A 21,279-nucleotide genomic window follows, 5' to 3' on the forward strand; every position below is an offset into this window, starting at 1 on the left:
TCATGATTACTGCCAAAAAGTCCCCGGCCAGATCAACTGAGGTCAGGCTGTACTCAGAAGTCTATGTGCCCCAGACCATGCCCACGGCTCTGGGAGCATTCGACATGACGATGTTGTTTGTTATGATCATGTTCTTCATCAATAATCCAGTTAGCTCAATTGGAGCTGGTGCCGCTTCAATCTTGTACTGGATTATAGGCGCGCTCGTGTTCTATATTCCATGCGTGGTTGCTGCCACACAGCTGGGAACGATGTTTCCCCATGAGGGCTCAACCTATAACTGGACACACAAAGCGCTTGGGGGGTTCTGGAGCTTATTTGCTACTGTCTCGTTCTGGGTGCCGGGCCTGTTGGGCATGCTGGGCAGCGCCAGCATTGCCGTGAGCTTCTTGCAGGGGCTCAATTCCCATTGGCTCACGGCGCCCTGGCAGCAATGGCTAGTTCTTATCATTATCTTTGCCTTTGCCGCTGTGCTCTCGCTCCAACGCCTGCAAACCGTCAAATATGTGATCAACGTGACTACGCTGCTGACGATGGGCGTGGTTGTGTTGCTGGGCCTGGCGGCACTCTGGTGGCTACTGAGCGGACACCAGGCGGCTACTAGCTTTAATCAAGCCTCCAACTGGCGCATCGATGCCAGCGGCTTCCCTTTCCTGGGCAGCGTAATTCTGGCTTATCTGGGAGCTGATGTCTCGCTCAATCTTGGCGGCGAGCTGGCCAACCGGGATATCGTGAAGCGCCATCTGGGCTGGGGCGGCACGATTGTGATCATTGGGTATCTTGTGGTAACCCTGGCACTGTTAGTAGTGCTGGGACCCAAGCATGCTAACGATGGTCCTTTTGCGATTATCACGGTTGTGGACCAGGTATTTGGTCGCTTTATGGGCGATATTGCTGCCATCTGCGTCATCGCTTTCTTCCCTGTATTTGTGACGCTGATGAATATTGCCTTTGGGCGCCTGCTGATGGCGACGAGTATTGATCGACGCTTCCCGATCGGTCTGGCCCGCCTGAATAGACATCGTGTGCCAAAGAATGCTATCATCTTCCAGACAATAGTTGTGATGGTTGCGGCCTCCATTTTCTATCTGCTGCCTTACGTTATTCCTCTCGGCGATCCGGCGACCCTCTCGGGGACTATTTTTACGGTATCGCTCTCCTCTTTAACGCTGGTATGGGCTGTCTCGACGGCCTTTATGTTTATTGACTTGCTCGTTCTCTACATTCGTGATCGCAAGGGTTTCCTGGAAAAGCTTATCTTCCCCATGCCTGTGCTCTGGCTCTGCATCATTGTGGCTCCTCTGTCCTGTGTGGCGGCCATTGTGCTAACCCTGAGTTATTCGGGGATACCAAGCATGGACAATGATACTTGGCGCGCTGTGGTAAGCGGCATGACGGTCATTTGTCTGATCGCGGCGGCTATCGGCAGTATGTTCGCGACAAGCGAAGCCGCCTGGCAAGATCAGGTAACAGAAGAAAGTTCGTAGCTAACGCGAGGTGCAACTGTGGAAAAACTTGCATATAGTGTTAGTTAATATATTGAAGAGTGCGAATATTCTTAAAATATTTGCACTTCAGGGATTCATCTTTGACCAATTTATGTTCATTTGAGGAGTAATGCATGTCAACAACATCGTCTTCTGACAAGGCTTCAGGGACGGAGCAGGAGAAGTTACGGGCCAATACGATCGGTCTGCCAGGTGTGTTGTTCCAGTCAATTACCACTATGGCGCCGGCTTCTGGTCTTGCCTTCAGCCTGGGGGCGGCTCTTCCTTACGCGGGCGCGGCTCTGCCTCTGGCTGCTGTGATCACGCTAATCATTGCGGTCCTCATCGCGCTTAACATTGGCGCGCTGGCCAAGCATCTGCCATCGGCGGGTGGCTTCTTTACTTACATCGGGCACACCATGGGACCCCAGGCCGGCTGGATGGTTGGCTGGCTCTTTGACTTTGCCTATTTGCTCATTGTGCCCTTCCAATTGCTGGTACTGGGTCCGGTAGCTGATAGTTTCGCCAACCAGTATCTTCATCTCTCGTTTGGTCCGGCTGGCTGGGCCATCTGGGCCGTGATTTTCGCCATCATCATTTTCGGCCTTACCTACTTTGGCATTAAGGTCTCAGCCGATGTTGGGGTGATCCTTGGTGCTATCGAGATTGTGGTGTTCGTGGTGCTCTCGATCTGGCTGATTGTGGCGGCTGGCCCTCATAATTCGCTGGCTCCGTTCAATCCGGCCTCTAGCTTGCAGCACGGCCTGGGTGGCTGGCAAGGTGTCTTATTCGGTATGATCTTTGTTGTTCTTGCTTTTGCCGGCTTCGAGTCGTCAGCACCGCTGGCTGAGGAAGCGCAAGATCCGCGCCGCACGGTGCCGCGCGCTATTGTGCTGGCGGCGACCGGGATCGGTATCTTCTATGTCTTCTGCTCTTATGCCGGTGTGGTAGGCTGGGGCGTTGACAATATCGCTAAGTATACTGGCGACCTGAACGGCTGGACGACGCTAGCCAATCGCGTGTGGGGTCCGGTCTCGCTGATTATTCCGCTGGCCATTCTCAATAGTGCGCTGGCCAATTCGAACGCGGCGGTCAACGCGGTGACGCGCGTGCTCTATGCGATGGGGCGCACCAAGACCTTGCCGGCTCCTCTAGCTCATCTTAACCGCTATCAGACGCCCGATGTGGCGGTTATTCTGACGATGGTTATCGCTGTGGTCTTTGCCCTGCTGCCCGGCTTCCTTTATGATCCAAACACTGGCTTTGCCCTGCTGGGAACGATCGTTGGCTTGCCGATCATTTTTGTGTATCTGGCAACTTGCGCGGCTGTGCCGATCTACTACTTGCGCGAGCGCCGTGATGAGTTCACTGTGCTGCGCCACATTATCGTGCCGGTAATTCCGATCATTGTGCTACTTATCGTGCTGGTCTTCCAGTTTAACCCGCTGCCACCGGCGCCGTTGAATATGGCTGGCCCGATCTTCGTGCTCTGGTTTGTGATCGGTCTGGTGATTGTGTTCTTGCTTAGCAAGAATTCGCCGGAGGCGCTGAGCAGGATTACTAAGCTGCACACTGATGATGTGGAAGAGGGCGAGCCGGCGGTGGCTGAGGCGTAATAAGTAACATCCTTACCATTGGACAGGCGCGCTGAACCAGTGTGATTAGTCATTGGCCAGCGCGCCATTAGCAGCAGCGACCAGGCAAATATGATCAGGCATGACTTATAAATGCTAATGGCGCAAGCCTGGCGCTAATGCTTAAGGATGTAAACCCGGCCTGCGCTTCGGGCGGGCTTTGAGGCTGCGGACCGGGCATCTGCTTGTTGGGCTAGTATCCACAGCTCCTAATACCTGCCAGGTCTATTCCCTCTATCGAGCCTCTCATTCGCGATGCTCACTTTGATACTTTTTCCATCCAGCTCTTGCCCATCTAAGCCATTAATGGCCGCATTGGCCTCTTCCGGGCTGGCAAGGGTAACAAAGCCAAAGCCTCTGCTTCTTCCTGTGTCTCTATCTTTCAACACTATGGCATCTAAGACAGTGCCATATGGTTCAAAAGCGCCTCTGAGGATATCTTCATTGGTGCCCCATGACAGGTTGCCCACGTATACTTTTGTGCTCATAAATTGCTCCTTGTTCGTTTACTCTCCTACTCCTAGTATATTGAGTGCGACAAAAGCTTTCTTCCACACGCTCTAAGCTTCTGGCACATGCGGCATAGCCTGTTCCCTTGACAGCTCCACTCATTCGGTATACGCTACCAGCGACCGAGCGTTTGGACACACACTGAGGAGGATATTCATTGGAAACAGAGCTGTCTCCCTCTTATCCCAAGCCATTCTTTGAGATTCAATATCATTTCGCGAAGCGTCTTTCTACTTTGTCGCAGCAACCGCTTGATCAGGTGCTTGTACGCTCAACTGCCTTGTATCGGATTTTTGGACTTGACTGGAGCCTGGACCCAACCAACCCCATCTGGCAAGCCTACACGGAAGGACTCGTCCACGCATCCGACCCTGTGGATTGGACCTATCGCTTCTACCTCAAGCGGTACCCCGATATCCCCAAATTCACTGATGAGGGGCATTGGGGCTGTTTTGCCTTCGAATACTTTGCAGAACAGCGAGCGATTCACCTCCATTTTTCAGATCAAGATCTCTCTCCCTTTAGTCCGCTCTCACGTCACCGAGTACGAGAGCGCCTTGCGGAATTACAGGCGATGTTTCGCTTCATTCAACAAAACCATCCCGATGCTACCCATGTACGAGGGTGCTCATGGCTCTACAATTGGGAATCGTACAAACGACTTTTTCCTCCAGCCTTTGGAGCATCTGCATTGGCTCAGCAGCATCCCGTTTTCTTTGGCCGTGCTATCTGGGGGCAATTTTTGCGCAAAGGATACAAAATTCAGGAGGAAACCATGTCCTTGTTTTTACAGCGGGTGAGTCTGCTCAAACAGGTTGAAGATGCTACTGGTTGTTTTCCCTATCCTGTCTTAGTGACCTCCGCTCCCATCCAGCTTTTTTACGAGATGTACGATCTTGTTGAGAAGCCTGCACCTTGATGTTTCAGGGCAGAACCCGGTCTGCGCTCAGCACGTGGTTTGAGGCTGCGGACCAGGTGCCTGCCTTGTCGGATAGGGAGGATCTTCCGCAGCTTTGGCTCAAACATTTGTTTTCCCCTTGACATATCCATTCGCTACGCCTATACTTTAAATATCCGAACGTTCGGACACCCAAATCAAAAGTAAAGTGAGACTTATGACTCCGATTGAAGGCGAGAAAAATAGTGCGAGCGGTCGCGCGCTGATCTTGAGGTCGGCCCTTCAGCTCTTTAGTGAGCGCGGCTACGATGGCACTTCGATTGATGACATTCGCCAGGCGGCTGGCTTCAAGTCGAAGGCAAGTCTGTATACTCACTTCAAGAGCAAGGAAGAGGTGTCATCAGCAATCCTGCAGGAGATTCAGGAGGAAGAGGACCGCGTGCTTATGCAAGCCTATGCTACAGCACGGCCTGAGCCCCTGGCGCAGTTTGCGGCCATGGGCAGGGCTTATGTTGCCTGGAGCCTGAGCCATCGACAGGAATATACTTTTTGTTTTGTGCGCGCACAGATGGAGACGCTGATCCAGGGCAAGCCCGACCTTTCCACACAGACAGGCGCGCTGGCTTCAGATCAGCTCCTGCTCAAGCTTGTGCAAGAGCTGCGCAAAGACTATCCGGTACGCGCGATCGCCGATACGGCTTTGCTGAGTATGATCAGGAGCCTGATCGGTCGGGCGGTGATCGACCAGGAAGCTTTCGGAGCAATTGGCCTGGAGGCCAGGGCGCAACAGCTTATTGAGGTTTGTATGAGCGTGCTCTTTAGCGAAGATGTTGTTCTTCCCGCTTAGGGCACATTTTTTTTGTACACCAAAATGTCCGAACGTTCGGATACGTTTTGATTTCGTCAGCAAGCAATGAGTAAAGAGAGGTTTTTTATGGCAGATCTGAATCATCAAGAAGTACAGAAGATATTGCAGTCAACAGGGTTTGCGCATCTCGCTACGCTTGGCCCCAATGGGGAGCCGCAGTCCTCGCCGATGTGGTTTATGTGGGATGGCGAGCATCTCAAATTTACGCATATGCCCAATCGCAAGAAATACCAGAATATCAAGCGAGATCCGCGCGTCTCGGTCTCTATCACTGACGTTGATAATCCTTATAGCTATGCCGAATTTCGTGGCGTGGTCACACGGATCGAAGATGATCTCCAGGGACAATTTTTCGATACGCTGGCGGAACGCTATGGGTCTCCTTTACGCCATACTGGCGAACCGCGCGTGATCCTCTATGTACAGGTTCAGCGCGTTGCTGCCGTGGTTCAGGGAGGCTACACGCAGGTGCTTGTGGCACAGCCTGAGCTCAATGTTTATCAGGCATTTGGCAGCCTCGCAGAGCAGCAAAAGGGCGGAATTTCTGTCGTACAGGAGGTCAAGACAGCTGAAGCGCTGACCCTTGTCTTCAAAACGTCTTCACCCCTTAGCGCTAACCTTGTCGAGGACATACGGCAAACTTCAGGCGTGTTGTCGATCACGGCAAACCTTGACGGTAAGCCGCAAGAGTCAGGGATAGGGCAATAAGGCGTCACGCCAGGCAGGCCAGCAATTATCACCATAAAGGTGGGAAGTGAGCGGAGAGGCGGGGTGAGACGAGAATTTTTACCAGGCTCGCTCACCCCGTTAGTGGATTGTGGATGCGGAACTACGCTTGTCTCAGTGGGCTAAAGGCGGCTTGCGGTTCGTAAAATCGACTCGCTCTGCCTCTCTTGCCCGCTTGTGCTCTTCGCGCAGCTCTAACCTAAAGGATTTTTCGGTAAGAGATTTTTCCAGAAACCCTCTGTATCTGTAAACAGCTTTTGGGCGCTCTGGTAAGCCGACGCTGATTCTCCTACTGTTAATTGCCCGTTCCGGGCTTTCTCCTGGGCTTGCATGAGCTTCTGAGCAACATCATTGTTAGCAACGGCTTGCTGAATGTTAGAAGGCAAAACCTGGTTTGCTTTTTGCCGTATAATATCGCTGATTCCTCCCAAATTCATTTCCATAATTCTTTATTCCTTTCTATTGTTTCAGTACCTCCTGTTCTACTCAAGAACAGGGGTAAGCTATTCAAATGAGTGTGGGCAAATGAACAGTTGCGAGCGCTCACTTATACACGATTTCCTGCTTTGTGCTTGAGAGGGGATCTTCCTCTCACTATTGACACGCTGGATCTAACAGACGGTTTCACAGCCATAGGAAGACGAGCGGCGCATGCCCTTTGGCATAAGGATCAAGGCTCGCATGAAAACGCACCCCACATCTCATTATTACGTTTACTCCATTTATAGAGGTTTTTCGCGTAAGATAGCCTCTATTTTTCCCATTTCATACTCGTTGCCACCTGGCAAAGGACAAGAGAAAGGGAAATACGCCGCCGCTTAGTTCAGCAGCTCGCGCACAAAGCGCGAAAGTCCTCATCCTTCCTAAAAGATGGATCATTTGACCCGCATGCCACACGTCTTGTTTTTACTATACTCGCTTTACAAAACTATCCTCTACGCCTAGAAACATCGCACCACCAGAGGAGCAGACCCAGGAGTAATCAGAGGCAAACGACAAACTACCCGCCACTTTCAAAGAGACAGCGCACTTGACAATATGCACAGCTTTTCTTCTCACCCATGTTGTTTCCACTAAAAGTGGGCGGAGAAAAAACCCCGCCCACTTACGCGTTTCTTGTGCTTTACCAGGCATCAGAGGTTAAAGCTTAGCTCAGCAGCTCGCGCACAAAGACTGCGCCGCTAATCGAACCATCGGCCTGGCTATTGGTATAGAGGGCGACCAGGCCCGGCTCATCTCCTCCTTTGAAGGTCTTGCTATAGGGGATGCTGGCGCTAAAGGTAGTCTTACCCATGCCAGAGGCGCCGCTAGCCTCGGCCTGGCCAACCTGGGTATAGGAGTGGTCGAGGACGACGACCTTGCCGACGACGCCTTCGAAGGCGCTGGCGTTGCCGCTGACATTGACGGGACTGCTCAGGCGGTCAAGGGGTTTGGGCAAGTCGATGGACATGTTGGGCGAGGCAGCAGCAACGACGATCCAGATGTTCTGGGCGTTGTTTTCCAGACGGTTCATGGTGAGGTGAATAGTATTCGCGCCAGGGCTCTTGCTCTTGACATCTACAACGGCCTGGGTATCGTTCTGGCCTCCTCCGCTGACAACGCTGGCCGGGGAGTCGGGGGCCCACTTGAGCAGGTTGGCGGCGAAGGCGCTGCCGGTCATAGCGGCATCATTCATCCAGGGCTGGTGCCCCTGGCTAACTTGCTGCTGAGAGAACTCGGCTTGCCAGCGCGTGAGCACGGGGAAGATGCCGGGAAAGCTGATCGGGACGAAGGTTTCGGCGTCGTTTTTCCACTGGAATTCGCGGTAGAGATCCTGGCCCAGCTCTACTTTGGGCCGATTCTTGTTCTGCGCGGAATTGAGGTCAACTTCGGCAGTGATGATGGTGTTATAGGCACTAATCTTAGCATCGCCCTTCACTAGTCCCTGGAGCATAAAAAGCTTTTGCGGATTGGGACTTGTGATCTTATCAAAAACATAGAGATCCATGCCGCTCGCATCTGCTCCCACTATTACGGTGACAAGCGCTTGCAAAGTATCATTGCCCAGGAGATTGCCACAGGTCACTTTATCAACACTACTCACATCCGGCTGAGTAGGAATAATGGGATTCCAATGAGCAGGCGAGCTTACTGAGGCCGGACAAGGCTGAGCCCCACGCGGTCCCGCCGGTACTCCCCTTTCCATGGGGACAAGGGAGCCGCTTAGAGTGCTCGTCGAGGTGGCCGTGGCCCGTGCGCCCGTGGCGGCGGTCGGCGTGGCAGATGTTGTGCTCTGCGGCTGCGGGCCACTGCGGCAAGCGGTCAACATAAAAACTAGCGTGCCGAGTGAGAGCAGGCTTATTAAGACAGAGTAAAGACGTTTTAGATTTATTTGCATGGTGTCCTCCATAATTTTAGAGCATTTTTAATTTGTATTTGCATTGTTTTCTTCTTCAAATCTATATAGCTTTCCATACTCGAACTGTCTCATCTGCGCTGGCAGATGCAACCCGTGTACCATCAGGGGACCAGGTTAAAGAGCGGATGCTATCCAGATGCTCACGATAAACATGCTGAATAATTCCTCCCGAGGCGGTCCACACACGCACCACACGATCATTTCCAGCTGAGGCAATATAGTCGCCTTTAGGAGACCAGACTACCGAATTTACCGCATCCTTGTGCTCGTCATAGCTCAGGACGAGCTCACCCGTAGCAACCTTCCATACACGTACAGTCTTATCAAAACCGCCCGTAGCAATAAATTGTCCATCGGGCGACCAACAAACTGTAAACACGCCTCCCACATGCCCGCGATAAGAGGAGACAAGGCTGTTTGTGGTGACATCCCATACCTGTACGGTTGCTCCCGTTCCTCCGCCACTGGCGGAAGCGATGCGCAAGCCATCAGGCGACCAGGCCACTGCATAAATGTAGTTAGAGTGGATATCATAGCTGCTTACATTTTTGCCCGTCTGAGGATCAAAGATTGCTATCTGGCTACCAATCAACGCAGCAGTCACTATACGCGTTCCTAAAGAAGACCAGGAAACAGAGGAGATGTTTTGTTTAAGGTCACGATATATAGACACATTTATTCCATTAGTTGGCTTCCATATTTGGACAGTTTGATCGTAGCTGGCAGACGCAATATACGTAGCATCTGGCGCCCAGGCTACACTAGAAACAGTATCGGCATGTTGCTTATAAACAATGAGCTGCTGACCAGTATTGGCATTCCATAATTGGGCTGTGCGATCAAGGCTACCCGAGACAATATAATTGCCATCAGGCGACCAGGCTACCGCATCAACAATATCTTTATGACCGCTGTACACTTGCAGTGTTGTCAGGGCCGGTATGTTAGTTGCGGTTGGCCTGGCAGTCGGCGTAGAGGTGGGTGAGGCGTGATGAGCTGGAGCTGTCGCACCATGCTGGGCTGTGACGGGTGCAACTAGCGCCCGCTGATTGAGCCAGCCGTAGGCCAGGCCTGCGCTGCCGACGAGGAAAAGGCTGCCCATGCCGACTAAGAAGAGGCGACGCTTGAAGGGCGCGGGCTCACCACCTTGCGGTACTGACTCGCCCGGATGCGGCGTTTCCGGCACGCGTGCTGGTTGCTTCTTCAACTTTGCTACAGGTACGAGAGTAGGCTGCTTGTCCAACCCGGGTTCGGGCATGATCGCGGTCGAGCTGCGTTCCAGCGGCATACCCTGCTGCGGGTCGGCGGGAGCGGGAAAGGGGAGTTGCTCTATGGGCTCTGGCTTTCTGCGCCTGGCGATTGGCGGCCTGGGCGCCGGCTCGCGCATGGCTTCGGCAAAGGCCGTCACAAAATCCAGGACCGAGGGATAGCGCAAGTCGGGCTCTTTCTCTAGCGTGCGCAGGACGACATGGCTAATGGCTGGCGGGATCGCTGGATTGAGGTTGCCAGGCGAGGCCGGGCGCACGCCGATGTGCTGAGCGTAGAGCGAGACGAAGGCGCCATGAAAGGGACGTTCACCACAGAGCCATTCATAGACCATGATGCCCAGCGAGTATTGATCGCTGGCCGTGACGGGCTTGCCGCGCAACTGTTCGGGCGCCATATAGGCCGCCGTGCCGGCCACATTTGGCGGTCCCTGCTGCTGCCAGCTAAGGGTATCATAGACGCCTGAATGCACCTCTGAGCCAGGCATGACCGTGGCAATGCCAAAATCGCTGAGCAGGATCAGGCTCTGTTCTCCCACGAGCAGATTCTCGGGTTTGATATCGCGGTGCACGATGCCCTTCTTGTGGGCAAAATCGAGGGCCTGGGCCACTTCGCTGATATAGTGATGGATCAGCTCGGGCAGCACAATGCTATCCTTTGGGTGGCGCTGGCGCAGGTTCCCGTTTGGGGCATAGTCCATAATCAGATAGGGCTGTTCGCTGCGCTCGTCAATGCCGAAATCGTACACGCTGATAATATGGGGATGGCGCAGATTGGCGACAATCCGCGCTTCGCGGCGAAACTTTTTGAGATTGGCCTCGTCAAGCTTTGCTTCGAGGAGCTTGATGGCGGCATAGGTTTTTAGATGAATATGTTGCGCGAGGTAGACGCTGGCAAAACCGCCGCGTCCCAGGTACCGTAGAATGCGATAATTGTTTATCTGCTGACCAACTGGCAATATGTCGGGCATCGTTACAACACACTCCTGGTTAGCAATCCCTTACCGCGCATGCTCGCTTAGTACTGCTTGTCCTGCAACGAGCAGCCGCGTTACGCTTTATACAGATCACCTACCTGAAATACCAACTACAGCCTTTTCTCTCTTGCCCTTCTATCCTCCCAAGCTAAGTTGTAAATAATGCCCTCTTTGTTGTGACGGTGTGCCGTGATTTTGCAGAGCTCGAATTTACGGGGCTCGCGCCCCGTGCCCCCGGTTAAGGGCGTGGCCCTTAACAATCCCGTCTTTTAAATAAACTGGAAGCCATTTCCTCCCATTGCTCGAAGCTTCGCAGCCAGGTGCTCCATCCCTGTACCACTGCACTACATTACATCAGGTGTAGATGATGCCTTCCTTGTGGCGATAGCGTGCTGTCTGCCAATCCAGCACATCTTCTAGTTCGGCGCGGAATGCCGCCATTTCTTCTTCTTGCGTATCTTCATCCGGCATCTCGGTATCCTTCCAGACTAGACGAATGCTGATCCAGTCGGACTCTTCAAGATCCTTGAGTATATAGCGAGCTATCGAACCAATAAAAGTGTGGCTCTCCTCTTTGCGTATCTCCTCAAGCTTCTCGATCAGCCGTTTTTGCTGACTCGGCTTGATCTTAACATCTATTTCTGTTGAAAAAACTTTATTACGCGCATTGTAAGCTCGCCAAGTAGGCGGCTTCACCCTTAAACGACCTGGCGGATTGAGCCTGAAGCGCTCAAGATCCTCCTCGGCTATCATACGTGTATTTCCTGCCTTTCTAGCAGGAATGTGCCTCTTCCTCACATGTTCATACATTCGTGAGAGTGAAATTCCTACTATCTTTGCGGCTTCTTTTATCGACACATAGCCCGGAATAGGCAAAAATTCGTTATCACTCTCCATAAGATCAGTCTAGTATTGAGTGCGCATAGCTGTAAACCATCAATTAGATGCCGGTACAACAAAAAATGTTCAACTTTTTGATGGCTTAGTTGAAAACCATCAAAATCTATGCTATACTACTTATCGGTAGCCTCGTTAGCGAGGTACAGTTGTCAAACCCATCTCTTTCTGTTGGCCCTCGACAACCTGAGGGGGCCGGACGGGGGATAGAGCATCGAGGGGGCAACATCTATCGATGCATCTATTTCCCGGCCTGGCCCTTTTTATAGGAAAGATGGGCAAGATAGGAGAGATGAGCAGGGCTTTGCAGTTGTTTAAAAGAAGGGATTGTTAAGGGGGCGCCGCGACCTAGCGGATCCTGCCCTTAACCTGGGGCACGGGGCGCGAGCCCCGTAAATTCGCCATGTAGCCCCGTAAATTCGAGACAAGGAGAGAAGAGGAGAGAAAGGCACAAAAAAAAATCTGGCCGACGACCGCAAAAAAAGCCAGATTTTTATAACCATCCGTTGATCGCTCCCCGGGAAATTGAAACAGGAGCGCTCACATGGATCGATCACTATACATTATAATTGCGCCACCAAATGCGCCCTTAACTATCCCATTTTTTTAGAACTAGAAAGGCATAGCAGAGACAAGAGCCCACGTAGAGCCAACATCGTAGTGCGAGCAAACTAGCCGTTTTCCAGGCAACGGAAAACACACCTGTTAGATGACGAAGTAGTTTTGAGGAGGATTTGGTTATGATTTCTTCTAATAGCAGCGCCCATAGGCCTAAGTATCCCCGTCTTATTCCCCTCTCAACAAGCCCCACTTCTTTCAGCCTCTCTAACCTCAGCCCGAACTTCAGCCCTGTTGGACCTAAGGGAGAAGTTGAGCGTACTCAGCATCTCGGAGAGTTGCTTAGCGACACTTTGCCCGATCTGTTGGTAGATTGCCAGGATTTTCATCGTGTGCTCGATGTTGCCAGCGGCAAGGGCAGTTGGGCCTTAAACATTGCGCGCAACTATCCAAAACTGTGGGTACTGGGCATCGACCGGCATGCCCAATACGTCGAGCAGGCCAACGCCATCGCCGTTAACGAAGGGCTGCCCAACATTGAGTTTCTTGTTAAGGATATCAGCGAAGTCAAGGATGCCGGCTATCAGCAGCGGCTCTTTGACCTCGTTCACCTGCAATTCATCGTCGGCGAGCTCATGCCGGCGCAGCTCCCTATCTTCACCCAGACCCTTGTAGAGCTCTGCAAGCCTGGCGGCTATATCGTCTGGACCGAAGCCGAGATCCCCATCACCAATAGCCCCGCCTGCGAACGCTTCAGCGCCCTGCTCAGCAAATCCCTGCACTATGGCAGGCGCGCCTTCAATCCAGGCGTTGCCCTGGGCATCACCCCCCTGATGAGCAGTTGGCTACGCGCCCTGCACTGCCATGTCGTACGCGACATCGCCTACCCCATCGACCTATCCGCCGGCACCACCATGCGCCCGCGCTTCCTCTACTACATCCACGATCTGGGCTTACAGATGCGCAGCTTCGTCCTCAACACCGGCATTTGCCAGCCCGAAGAATACGACAAGCTTTTCGACGAAGCGCTAAGGGACATCCAGAGCCTAACCTTTGCCGCCGTCTGCTATATTCGCGCGCTCGTCTGCTCGCCGCTAGACTTCAAGGCCGCCGCCATAGCTGGCGTCGTCGCGGCCCAGAAGCAAGCATAGCCAACTGAAGCATTTCGGGCTCACACGCACCTTGTCAACACGCCATCCAGCACGCGCCATAACTCAATATATGCAGATGCGTGATATGTATAGATACGCAAACCTGCTCGTGCGCCGTGCCAATCTGGACGACCGTCAGCACAGAGCATGGGTGAGCCCGAGCCTTGCTTTGTTCGTTGGGCACGCGCCAGGCAAGCCCGCTCTCCCCACGGTGAGTAAGCATAGCCAGCGGTATTGACTATAGGAAATACAACCTCTGCTTTTCGTGTCAGATACTCATCTCGTATGGGCAAAACTGCTACTTTGATGATGGTACATTTTTGAGACTGCCCAGCCATATGTTCACCCTCGTCGAGGTGCCGCGCTTGCTCATTGGAAAAGCTGGTAAGAAAAGGTCGGGAAGCTATCGATTTTGCGAGCGCTAGAAGCTCATTTTATGTAGAATAGGCCTGTAAGTGTTTTTCTGACGTAGGATACAATGGGAGATAGAAGTAGATCTCTTCCTCTCAGACACTCCCATTTTTGTCACTTTTCTCGGCGCTTTCGTAACTCTGCTTTTTGTGTCAGATACTCATCTCGCCCATCACAAAATGACACGTTGATTTTGGTACGTTTTTTGAGTCCAAAGAGAAATGTGTATTCTGCTTGCAGGAGCCACGCGCTTTCATTTGAGGTGAACTGAGCAGTGGGTGTCAAGCAAGGGTCGATTTTGAGAATCGCGAGCCACCTGCGCCTCTCCCCACCGAGCCTCTAGCGCACGCGCCCACTTAGAGCAAGACGAGCTGGTGGCAGGCTGATTATCACCTTCGCTGATGCCATGAGAAAAGAGCAAGGGAGAAGAAGTTTTTTCGCATCCCTGAGATGTACAATGAGAGCGGCCTGATCATGACCGCTTTTTATTAGGAGGAAAAATGAAGAAACAACAAGGACACACAAAAGGCCATGTGCAATCGAAGGATGGCACGCGGATAGCCTATGATCGCCAAGGAAGTGGACCGACCGTTATCTTGGTGGGCGGAGGCCTGACTGACCGCTCAGAGAACGCGCCACTGGCTGTGGAATTGGCAAAGCATTTCACTGTCTATAACTACGATCGGCGTGGCCGAGGCGACAGCGGCGACATCTTGCCATACGCCGTCGAACGCGAGATTGAGGACATTGATGCGCTCATTGTCCAGAGCGGCGGATCGGCACATCTGTATGGTGTCTCATCAGGCGGGGCTCTTGCGCTAGAGGCTGCGGCGGCAGGGCTATCGGGGATCGGCAAGCTCGCGGTGTACGAGGTACCATACAACATGGCCGACATTTGGCCGCAGCAGTGGCAGAAATACGTCAAGCAACTCAAGGCAGTGCTCACTCAGGGTCGTCGCGGTGATGCGCTTGAACTCTTCATGCGGCTGGCAGGCTCTTCCGATGAGGAGATCGCGGGGGCCAAGCAGTCGCCATTCTGGGCCAGCGGAGAAGCTCTTGCACACACGCTCGCCTACGAGGCTGCTGTCTTGGGAGATGGTCAGCCCCCGGCTGCTCGCTTCGCGAAGATCACGAAGCCAACCCTGGTGGCCACTGGCACCGATGCGCGCCTCTCTGGTGCCGCGGCCTGGGTTCTCGCCCTCGCTAAGGCTGCGGACGCGATCGCCGCAAGTATCCCGCACGCGAAACGCCAGACCTTTGAAGGACAGTCACATATAGCCGACCCGAAAATAGTCGCTTCGGTACTCGAACAATTCTTTAGAGCGTGATTTTGCACTGTCTAGCCTCTCCTAGAGAGTAACCCTTGATAATTTCAATTTTTCCGTTAGAACACAACTTGAAGGGATGCGCCAAGGCGTCGCAGCAAACGACCGGTTTTGCGACTCTGCAATCCGTTCCAGGAAAGGGTCGATGAGAGAGAGACGCTTCAGAATCTTTCCTCTTCCAAGCGTTCTTCCTCGACGTTCCTCGATCTGTGTTTTGCCACCAGAAGAGACGGGCCGGTTCCTTGGAGCGTGCACGAGATCTGACGGAGTTTCGGGAAGAGACTCCATTTCATGCATGCTTTGTTGGGAGGATGGAGCATGGGTGCGAAGACGACGGTCTGCGCTCCTGCCCGCATGGTTCAGTCACGGTGCCACGCGCTTCGCGCGTGCTCTCTCTAGGAGCAGAGACAAGAGCTTGTCCGAAGCTTTTTTGATGGGAACACAGGATGCTCATTTTTCCTCTCCTGGTCGAGCCAGATGCAGGAAAGACACGTTCATCTTCCTATCCATCATCCCAAGCTTCCTCACCTGCTGTGACCCGAAGCCAAGAGGGCCCGGCTGTCTTTTACGGAGCAGGGTCAACTCATGTCTCCCCCAACAGAGACCCCATGCAGCAATGAGCAGGGGGAACCCAGATGCCAGAGCATGGGCATCTTCAGGCATCTAGCGATGGTTCGTTCTTCAGCGCGTGGAGGAAAACTATGAGAGAACTGGTGATCAATGCCGGGTTTAAAGATAGTATGAGAGGCTGGGAACAACTGGGTCCTGAGAAGGCACAACAGATCAGCATCTCCTCGCCAGGTGAGTGGTATGTGCAGTTGCTGCCGGCAGGCACCATCCGTCAAACGGTTCCCATTGCTGGCAACGCTTCCTATGACTTCACCTTTCGGGCGCGTACTCACTTTTCAGGGAAACTCGTCCTGACCCTCACCGGAAATCGGAGCGGGGAACTGGTGAAGAAAACGTATGTGGATCTGCGCGACTGGACCCCCCAGAGGATCACGCTGACGACGGGAGAGGGCGAGGGGACCCTGACGATCACTGTGGAGAACGTCGGTCCAGCGGGCTCAGTAGGGAACTTCCAGTACCCCTCCTTGAAGCCGGTCAATCTGGTGCACAATGGCAGCTTTGAGCAGGGCTTGCAGCCCTGGGTGTGTGAGAGGAAAGATGGAGGATCTTGTCAGATTATGGAGGGCCGGGAGCAGCGCCTTCGCCGTCGTGAAAGGCGCAGTGATACCGCCGCCATGTGTCTCCAAGCACCTGCGAGCCTTCGTCAAGCCATTGCGGTCTCTGGTAACACCACCTACACCCTCTCCTGGAACAGTACACTCCCACCACAGACTCGCGAGAGCAATGATGTTCTACGAATTACCGTCGAACGGGAGAACGGCGAGCCACTCGCTGACAAGAGCATCGATTCTTGGGGAGCATCCGAGGAGACGGCACTGACCTTTACGACTGGGAACAAGGAGACGAGACTCTCAGTCGTGCTGAGCGCTCTCTATGGATCAGCGTTCATTGATGACGTGGCACTGGAGCCACAAAGCTCACGCTGATGCAGAGGCATGCGTCCTGCCGAAACAGAAAAAAGCGGGACAGGTGGGCAAAGCGGTCAACCGGAGAAAACTGATCGCTTCTCCTTGTCGGGCGAGCGGTATTCAGCTTGACAATACCGCTTTCCTCCACGATGGTCTGGAAGGCAGACCGAGAGAAAGGGAAAAGTCAGGTTGGCAATCAAGAGCAGCGTGGCGCCTTCACTCATTTTGCTCTTCCCTCTTTCAAGCGGCTCCAACTGTCGCAAGAAACCAACGATTTTGAACTCCACCTGGTTTCCTCATCTGAAACGCTCATCTCTCATTTTTGTCCTCCCTGCTATCCTGAAAGAGAGAAGAGGAAAACTAGCAAGCTTCCTAAAACCTCTGCTTTTCGTGTCAGATACTCATCTCGTATGGGCAAAACTGCTACTTTGATGATGGTACATTTTTTGAGACTGCCCCAGCCATATGTTCACCCTCATCGAGGCGCCGCGCTTGCTCATTGGAAAAGCTGGTAAAAAAGGGTCGGGAAGCTGTCAATTTTGCGAGCGCCAGAAGCTCATTTTATGCGGAATAGCATGCGTCACATATGTTTCATAAAAGTAATTTATTACGATTTTTTCATTTTTCTTATGAAAGATTGACCGATAATAGGTATCTCTTCTAAACTAGTATTATATTGAAATACATACTTTTTACACTTTCACTCAGCGCCGGAGAGCGTAGGAGGCAATGAACTTCCTCGCAGGGAGAGTCATTCCTAGAAAGAGAGCCCAAAGTATCAGTATTTCTCTGATGGCGCCTGGCGTCAGTACCCGTTCCTCCTGGCCCCTGTAGATTGTACCTGATCATCTCTTGTGTTCCTTGACCCCTTACCCATTTGTCGTGAAATGTCATAAAACCATACGGAAAGGACAATGTCATCATGGAAGATGCAAACCAAGCAAGAAACCTGAGCGACGCCTCAGAGCATTCAGAATGGGTATCGCCAGAGCTGCAGCCCCCCGCTTACCCACAGGGAGGCCCTCCTGAGTTCTATAGTATCGACTGGAATAATGCCGCCAAGATAGCGCTAACCACCGGGCTCAAATTTGTCCCCTATGTCGGCAGTATTCTCGGAGGCCTTGTCTCTATTCTTTGGCCCTCCTCGAAAGAGGACGTTTGGGAGGATATTCGAGAGAAAGTTGAGAAGCTCATTGACGAGAAAATTGCTCAACGTACCTATAATGAAATCAAGAACGCCCTGAAGGGCTTGCACAACAATATAGACGAGTATCAGAACGCGCTCCAATATTCTCAGGGGAATCCTGACGTCATTTCTGAAAATTGGACCACTGCCCACAATCTGTTTGTTAACGACCTCCCAGATTTCCAGGATGAAAGCTACGAACTCCTTCTCTTGCCCTTATTTGCTCAGTTTGCCAACCTCCATCTTTCCCTGTTGCGCGATGGGGCCATCTTTGGGTCGCAATGGGGCTGGACAGAGAGCTATGTGACAAGTATTGAAAAAAAGCTCACCGGGACTATCAAGGCCTATCAGGACTACGCTAATCGCGTTTATACAGAGGGCCGCCGCAACGTGGTCGCCCAGGCGGAGACGAATCCGCGTTACTGTGAGCCATTCCGTACTGAAAATAAGTACGTCCGTGAAATGACTGAGACCGTTCTTGATTACCTTGAAATCTGGGGGTATATGGACTCGACGGCCTATCCCGTACCAGTGATGTTCGATTTTTTTCGGGAACTCTATTCAGATCCCTGTGGATCTTGTGACGATAGCGGTTCCATCCCACTGCTTTATTCCACTCCCCCGAGGCAGGTATGGAGACGATCACCGTCTGGGGTTGGGATCGGATTGACGCCATCCAGGTTGACTATCCTTATGGGCAAGGACCAAACGGCTGGACCTCAACGGGGAGGATGGGCAATAGTGACGGTGGCAGCAGTGCCCCTCCAACAGGCGGAGTGTTTGACGTACGCATTAAAACCCTGAAAGCTGTCTGGGTCGGCTATGGTGATATCGTAAATTCCCTCTGGTTCGATTTCGGCAATGGATACGGATCAATGATGGGAGGATGGGCAGGAAAAGGCGACCAGCATTATGAGTTCAGGGCGCCAAAAGACAATTATATATCAAGAATCCACATTAACGGGGTAAGCTACTTCTACGGCAGCGCAGACTGTATCGTGATAGGCTACCAATACGACCCGAGCGATGAATCGATACAACAAGCAATTCGTCGTCTCTACGTCCATACGCCCGGAGAGCGCTCCTTCCCAGACATGGCTGCGCAGTATGCCACCCAACTGAAGATTACGCCAGAGAATCTCATAGCGCTGGCAGCAGAGGAAGGGTGGGAACAAGAGCGCCAGCAGCATTGGCAAACGCTGAGGGAGCAAGTCCAGCGAAGAAAGGCAGAAGGATCGGAAAGTGGGCAAGGACCTTCCACGTCCACCGAAACGAGGTAATGCCAGGAAACGTTGAGAAGCCGACAACGGAAAGACGGCAAGAAACGGCTGAGTGTGCAATCACTCAGCCCCACTTCACTGCTGTTGCGGGCACTCACAAGCTCTCTGCGTTCGCCAACCGGGAGTGAGCAGTGGAACACTTGCTCACTCCACTGATCCGATGACGAGAGAGGAGGCCATGCATCCAGCAAGCCCTCTCTCCCCACGGTGAATAAGCATGGGCCAGCTATATTGACTATATGAAATAAAAACTTCTGCTTGTAGTATCACTTCCTCATCTCGCCCATCACAAAATGACACGTTGATTTTGGTACGTTTTTTGAGACCAAAGAGGAATGGGTATTCTGCTTGTCGGAGCGACGCGCTTTCATTTGAGGTGAACGGAGCCGTGGGTGTCAAGAAAAGGTCGATTTCGAGAGGCATGAAAACGACCTGTGTTGATATGGCAATGAACGGGAAACGAGAAAAGGGAAAGCTTCTTCTTCCCTCACTCCAAGCTTGCACAACATAAGTGAGAAGACAGGCAACCAACGCGTCTTCGGGCAGATTTTCCTGCACGTCCTGATGCGGCGAACGTTTGGGTTGCCTCGCTTTGGCCTTCAAGTGGTAGTGAAACATCCGGTTCGAGCAAACGTGAAATTGAGAGAGGAAGATCTCCTCGAAAAGCATGAGAGATACGGAAACCAAGTGAGCCTCCAACACGCTCATCGGTTCATTTTTCATGCTCTTTTCAACGGCATACCCTTGTTCGAGAGAAGACCAAGAGGTATTTCCACCACAGAAAGGAAGAACAGATTATGGGAATGAATATGGGAATCTATGATCAGCTTCAGAGGATGAAAAACAACAACCAGCCTGCACCGCAGGAAGTCCAGCAAGCTATTGCCAACAATGATACACCTGAGAAACTCACGCAAGCACAAAAGCTCGCAAAAGATGGACAATTAACCATTGGACAAGCTGCTCAGACAGCACAGGATGCTCAGCGTTGGGCGCAGCAAGCTGTTGATTCCTTCGGAATAAGTTACTTCCGGCCCTGATCCTCCCCACTGGAGGCCTCTCACCCTTCGTACTACCGATTGCATGCGCCATCCCTGAGCACTCTTTTTGCTCTTCTCAAGAGGCGCGCGGCAGGTGACCGAGAGGAGCGCTGTTGGCGGCGCTCCTCTTGTGTCCCGGCGTGCAAAATTCTCGTCAAACCAACGATTTTGCTACTCTTCAATAGACCTCCTGAAACAATCTTTTTGTGACTCCCATCATATTTCTCCCAGATATCTTCAGCAACTCTTGATCTCTGCCGATATCTTTTGAAAGAGGGATCTCTTATGAGATGCTCATAAGAGAAAAGAACCTGAAGCTAAGAATTTTCGTGAAAGAGAGACGATTTCAATGGCTCACCTTCGTATAAACTTCGTTGATGTCACGTGCTCTGCTACTGAAGATCCAATGGGTTCAGATACGTTTTATATCGCTGGAGCCGTCACCCGCAGCAAGGGGAAAGCGAAAGGAGTCCTTACTTCCCCCATAGCTATTACGGATGGCCAAACGAAGACCTTCTCTCCAGATGAGGCTGTCGTTTTTGATGAAGATGTATCTGACGGAGAAATAGTTACCCTTGTTTTCCATGCTTATGAGGAAGAGGTCTCAAAAGATTGGTCAGGACTCAGACCAAAATTTCTTCGCCAGGTACAGGAAAAAAATGGCCTGGATTCCGAGAATATTCAGGCTCTGCTTGGGTCTCTCGTGAGAATGATCGATCCAGATGATCGACTAGGGACGCTGAAAGTTGTCATTCCCGTGAAAGGAAAGCCACAAGAGAACCCTGTCTGGAAGTTCGCGGAAAAAGGATTAAGCGTTTCCAGCTGGGACTATGCCGTCAACTATCGTATAACACGGTCATGATGATTTGGCGGTTGAGATCTGGTCAGAAACCCTCAATCGCCTGTTTGTCTCACTCCCAACGTGTAACGAAGCAGAGCTGTCTGCGTATCTTGTGGCTCTCTGCGTTCGCTAACCGGGAGTGAGCGGTGGGACACTTGCTTACTCCACTGATCCGATGACGAGAGAGGAGGTCAGCATGCAACAGTAAAGTTTGCTTGACACCTCCCTCGATACCTCAGCTCGAAAAACAAGAAAGCTCACGCATCATACGACCTGTCACCGTCTCTTG

The 21,279-nt window shown here is 52.3% G+C and carries 20 protein-coding genes; 12 read left to right on the forward strand and 8 right to left on the reverse strand.

What is annotated here, in order from left to right; translation table 11 throughout:
• Positions 1–2 precede the first annotated feature (2 nt).
• Entirely contained in the window at positions 3–1,487 is a 1,485-nt protein-coding gene (locus EPA93_RS28200; RefSeq protein WP_129890715.1) for an APC family permease, read from the forward strand.
• 134 nt (positions 1,488–1,621) lie between these two features.
• The gene (locus EPA93_RS28205) at positions 1,622–3,103 is read left to right on the forward strand and encodes an APC family permease (RefSeq protein WP_129890716.1); all 1,482 of its coding nucleotides are present in this window, start codon (positions 1,622–1,624) and stop codon (positions 3,101–3,103) included.
• Between the two features lie 227 nt (positions 3,104–3,330).
• On the opposite strand, the gene EPA93_RS28210 is transcribed toward EPA93_RS28205, so the two are convergent.
• Positions 3,331–3,609: an RNA recognition motif domain-containing protein gene (locus EPA93_RS28210; RefSeq protein ID WP_129890717.1), complete on the reverse strand. Its 279-nt coding sequence runs from the start codon at positions 3,607–3,609 to the stop codon at positions 3,331–3,333.
• 179 nt (positions 3,610–3,788) lie between these two features.
• Between EPA93_RS28210 and EPA93_RS28215 the strand changes: the two genes are divergently transcribed.
• The 3 genes from EPA93_RS28215 to EPA93_RS28225 all read left to right on the forward strand — a co-directional run bounded on the left by EPA93_RS28215 (position 3,789) and on the right by EPA93_RS28225 (position 6,105).
• Positions 3,789–4,550: a hypothetical protein gene (locus EPA93_RS28215; RefSeq protein ID WP_129890718.1), complete on the forward strand. Its 762-nt coding sequence runs from the start codon at positions 3,789–3,791 to the stop codon at positions 4,548–4,550.
• 196 nt (positions 4,551–4,746) lie between these two features.
• Positions 4,747–5,376, forward strand: a complete 630-nt coding sequence (locus EPA93_RS28220; protein ID WP_129890719.1) for a TetR/AcrR family transcriptional regulator — start codon at positions 4,747–4,749, stop codon at positions 5,374–5,376.
• 87 nt (positions 5,377–5,463) lie between these two features.
• Positions 5,464–6,105: a PPOX class F420-dependent oxidoreductase gene (locus EPA93_RS28225; protein ID WP_129890720.1), complete on the forward strand. Its 642-nt coding sequence runs from the start codon at positions 5,464–5,466 to the stop codon at positions 6,103–6,105.
• Between the two features lie 212 nt (positions 6,106–6,317).
• Here the strand turns inward: EPA93_RS28225 and EPA93_RS28230 are convergent, their stop codons facing one another.
• The 4 genes from EPA93_RS28230 to EPA93_RS28245 form a co-directional block, all read right to left on the reverse strand.
• Entirely contained in the window at positions 6,318–6,566 is a 249-nt protein-coding gene (locus tag EPA93_RS28230; RefSeq protein ID WP_129890721.1) for a hypothetical protein, read from the reverse strand.
• Positions 6,567–7,270: 704 nt separating this feature from the next.
• On the reverse strand, positions 7,271–8,500 hold the full coding sequence (locus EPA93_RS28235) for a Gmad2 immunoglobulin-like domain-containing protein (RefSeq protein ID WP_165423445.1): 1,230 nt from the start codon (positions 8,498–8,500) through the stop codon (positions 7,271–7,273).
• Between the two features lie 61 nt (positions 8,501–8,561).
• On the reverse strand, positions 8,562–10,757 hold the full coding sequence (locus EPA93_RS28240) for a serine/threonine-protein kinase (RefSeq protein WP_129890723.1): 2,196 nt from the start codon (positions 10,755–10,757) through the stop codon (positions 8,562–8,564).
• Between the two features lie 360 nt (positions 10,758–11,117).
• The gene (locus tag EPA93_RS28245) at positions 11,118–11,660 is read right to left on the reverse strand and encodes a helix-turn-helix domain-containing protein (RefSeq protein ID WP_129890724.1); all 543 of its coding nucleotides are present in this window, start codon (positions 11,658–11,660) and stop codon (positions 11,118–11,120) included.
• Positions 11,661–12,400: 740 nt separating this feature from the next.
• Here EPA93_RS28245 and EPA93_RS28250 point away from each other — a divergent pair.
• On the forward strand, positions 12,401–13,369 hold the full coding sequence (locus tag EPA93_RS28250; protein ID WP_129890725.1) for a class I SAM-dependent methyltransferase: 969 nt from the start codon (positions 12,401–12,403) through the stop codon (positions 13,367–13,369).
• 20 nt (positions 13,370–13,389) lie between these two features.
• Here EPA93_RS28250 and EPA93_RS28255 read toward each other — a convergent pair whose 3' ends face one another.
• Complete coding sequence (locus EPA93_RS28255; RefSeq protein WP_129890726.1) at positions 13,390–13,707, reverse strand: hypothetical protein; 318 nt, start codon at positions 13,705–13,707, stop codon at positions 13,390–13,392.
• Positions 13,708–14,280: 573 nt separating this feature from the next.
• Here EPA93_RS28255 and EPA93_RS28260 point away from each other — a divergent pair.
• Together EPA93_RS28260 and EPA93_RS28265 are read left to right on the forward strand one after the other, a co-directional pair.
• A complete protein-coding gene (locus EPA93_RS28260) occupies positions 14,281–15,108 on the forward strand; it encodes an alpha/beta fold hydrolase (RefSeq protein ID WP_129890727.1) in 828 nt (275 codons plus the stop codon).
• 698 nt (positions 15,109–15,806) lie between these two features.
• Positions 15,807–16,661, forward strand: a complete 855-nt coding sequence (locus EPA93_RS28265) for a carbohydrate binding domain-containing protein (RefSeq protein WP_129890728.1) — start codon at positions 15,807–15,809, stop codon at positions 16,659–16,661.
• 56 nt (positions 16,662–16,717) lie between these two features.
• Here EPA93_RS28265 and EPA93_RS48605 read toward each other — a convergent pair whose 3' ends face one another.
• Positions 16,718–16,867, reverse strand: a complete 150-nt coding sequence (locus EPA93_RS48605) for a hypothetical protein (protein WP_165423446.1) — start codon at positions 16,865–16,867, stop codon at positions 16,718–16,720.
• A gap of 698 nt (positions 16,868–17,565) precedes the next feature.
• Here EPA93_RS48605 and EPA93_RS28270 point away from each other — a divergent pair.
• Both EPA93_RS28270 and EPA93_RS28275 read left to right on the forward strand, forming a co-directional pair.
• Entirely contained in the window at positions 17,566–18,633 is a 1,068-nt protein-coding gene (locus EPA93_RS28270) for an insecticidal delta-endotoxin Cry8Ea1 family protein (protein ID WP_129890729.1), read from the forward strand.
• Positions 18,606–19,109, forward strand: coding sequence for an Ntn hydrolase family protein (locus tag EPA93_RS28275; RefSeq protein WP_129890730.1), 504 nt, complete (start codon positions 18,606–18,608; stop codon positions 19,107–19,109). Before EPA93_RS28270 ends, EPA93_RS28275 begins: the two co-directional genes overlap by 28 nt.
• A gap of 144 nt (positions 19,110–19,253) precedes the next feature.
• On the opposite strand, the gene EPA93_RS28280 is transcribed toward EPA93_RS28275, so the two are convergent.
• A complete protein-coding gene (locus EPA93_RS28280) occupies positions 19,254–19,832 on the reverse strand; it encodes a hypothetical protein (RefSeq protein ID WP_129890731.1) in 579 nt (192 codons plus the stop codon).
• 74 nt (positions 19,833–19,906) lie between these two features.
• Here EPA93_RS28280 and EPA93_RS28285 point away from each other — a divergent pair, with 74 nt between their 5' ends.
• Positions 19,907–20,149, forward strand: coding sequence for a hypothetical protein (locus tag EPA93_RS28285; protein WP_129890732.1), 243 nt, complete (start codon positions 19,907–19,909; stop codon positions 20,147–20,149).
• Between the two features lie 349 nt (positions 20,150–20,498).
• Entirely contained in the window at positions 20,499–21,011 is a 513-nt protein-coding gene (locus tag EPA93_RS28290) for a hypothetical protein (protein WP_129890733.1), read from the forward strand.
• The last annotated feature ends 268 nt before the right edge of the window (positions 21,012–21,279 follow it).

Origin of the sequence: Ktedonosporobacter rubrisoli (genome assembly GCF_004208415.1) — a bacterium.
Taxonomy (GTDB): domain Bacteria; phylum Chloroflexota; class Ktedonobacteria; order Ktedonobacterales; family Ktedonobacteraceae; genus Ktedonosporobacter; species Ktedonosporobacter rubrisoli.

Coding starts and splice junctions, on each gene's coding strand:
- EPA93_RS28260 (WP_129890727.1), top strand. CDS start 14,281: ATGAAGAAACAACAAGGACACACAAAAGGCCATGTGCAATCGAAGGAT.
- EPA93_RS28240 (WP_129890723.1), bottom strand. CDS start 10,757: ATGCCCGACATATTGCCAGTTGGTCAGCAGATAAACAATTATCGCATT.
- EPA93_RS28245 (WP_129890724.1), bottom strand. CDS start 11,660: ATGGAGAGTGATAACGAATTTTTGCCTATTCCGGGCTATGTGTCGATA.
- EPA93_RS28265 (WP_129890728.1), top strand. CDS start 15,807: ATGAGAGAACTGGTGATCAATGCCGGGTTTAAAGATAGTATGAGAGGC.
- EPA93_RS28270 (WP_129890729.1), top strand. CDS start 17,566: ATGGAAGATGCAAACCAAGCAAGAAACCTGAGCGACGCCTCAGAGCAT.
- EPA93_RS48605 (WP_165423446.1), bottom strand. CDS start 16,867: ATGAGTGAAGGCGCCACGCTGCTCTTGATTGCCAACCTGACTTTTCCC.
- EPA93_RS28250 (WP_129890725.1), top strand. CDS start 12,401: ATGATTTCTTCTAATAGCAGCGCCCATAGGCCTAAGTATCCCCGTCTT.
- EPA93_RS28280 (WP_129890731.1), bottom strand. CDS start 19,832: ATGAAAAATGAACCGATGAGCGTGTTGGAGGCTCACTTGGTTTCCGTA.
- EPA93_RS28290 (WP_129890733.1), top strand. CDS start 20,499: ATGGCTCACCTTCGTATAAACTTCGTTGATGTCACGTGCTCTGCTACT.
- EPA93_RS28230 (WP_129890721.1), bottom strand. CDS start 6,566: ATGGAAATGAATTTGGGAGGAATCAGCGATATTATACGGCAAAAAGCA.
- EPA93_RS28285 (WP_129890732.1), top strand. CDS start 19,907: ATGGGAATGAATATGGGAATCTATGATCAGCTTCAGAGGATGAAAAAC.
- EPA93_RS28255 (WP_129890726.1), bottom strand. CDS start 13,707: ATGGCTGGGCAGTCTCAAAAATGTACCATCATCAAAGTAGCAGTTTTG.
- EPA93_RS28210 (WP_129890717.1), bottom strand. CDS start 3,609: ATGAGCACAAAAGTATACGTGGGCAACCTGTCATGGGGCACCAATGAA.
- EPA93_RS28235 (WP_165423445.1), bottom strand. CDS start 8,500: ATGCAAATAAATCTAAAACGTCTTTACTCTGTCTTAATAAGCCTGCTC.
- EPA93_RS28225 (WP_129890720.1), top strand. CDS start 5,464: ATGGCAGATCTGAATCATCAAGAAGTACAGAAGATATTGCAGTCAACA.
- EPA93_RS28200 (WP_129890715.1), top strand. CDS start 3: ATGATTACTGCCAAAAAGTCCCCGGCCAGATCAACTGAGGTCAGGCTG.
- EPA93_RS28205 (WP_129890716.1), top strand. CDS start 1,622: ATGTCAACAACATCGTCTTCTGACAAGGCTTCAGGGACGGAGCAGGAG.
- EPA93_RS28220 (WP_129890719.1), top strand. CDS start 4,747: ATGACTCCGATTGAAGGCGAGAAAAATAGTGCGAGCGGTCGCGCGCTG.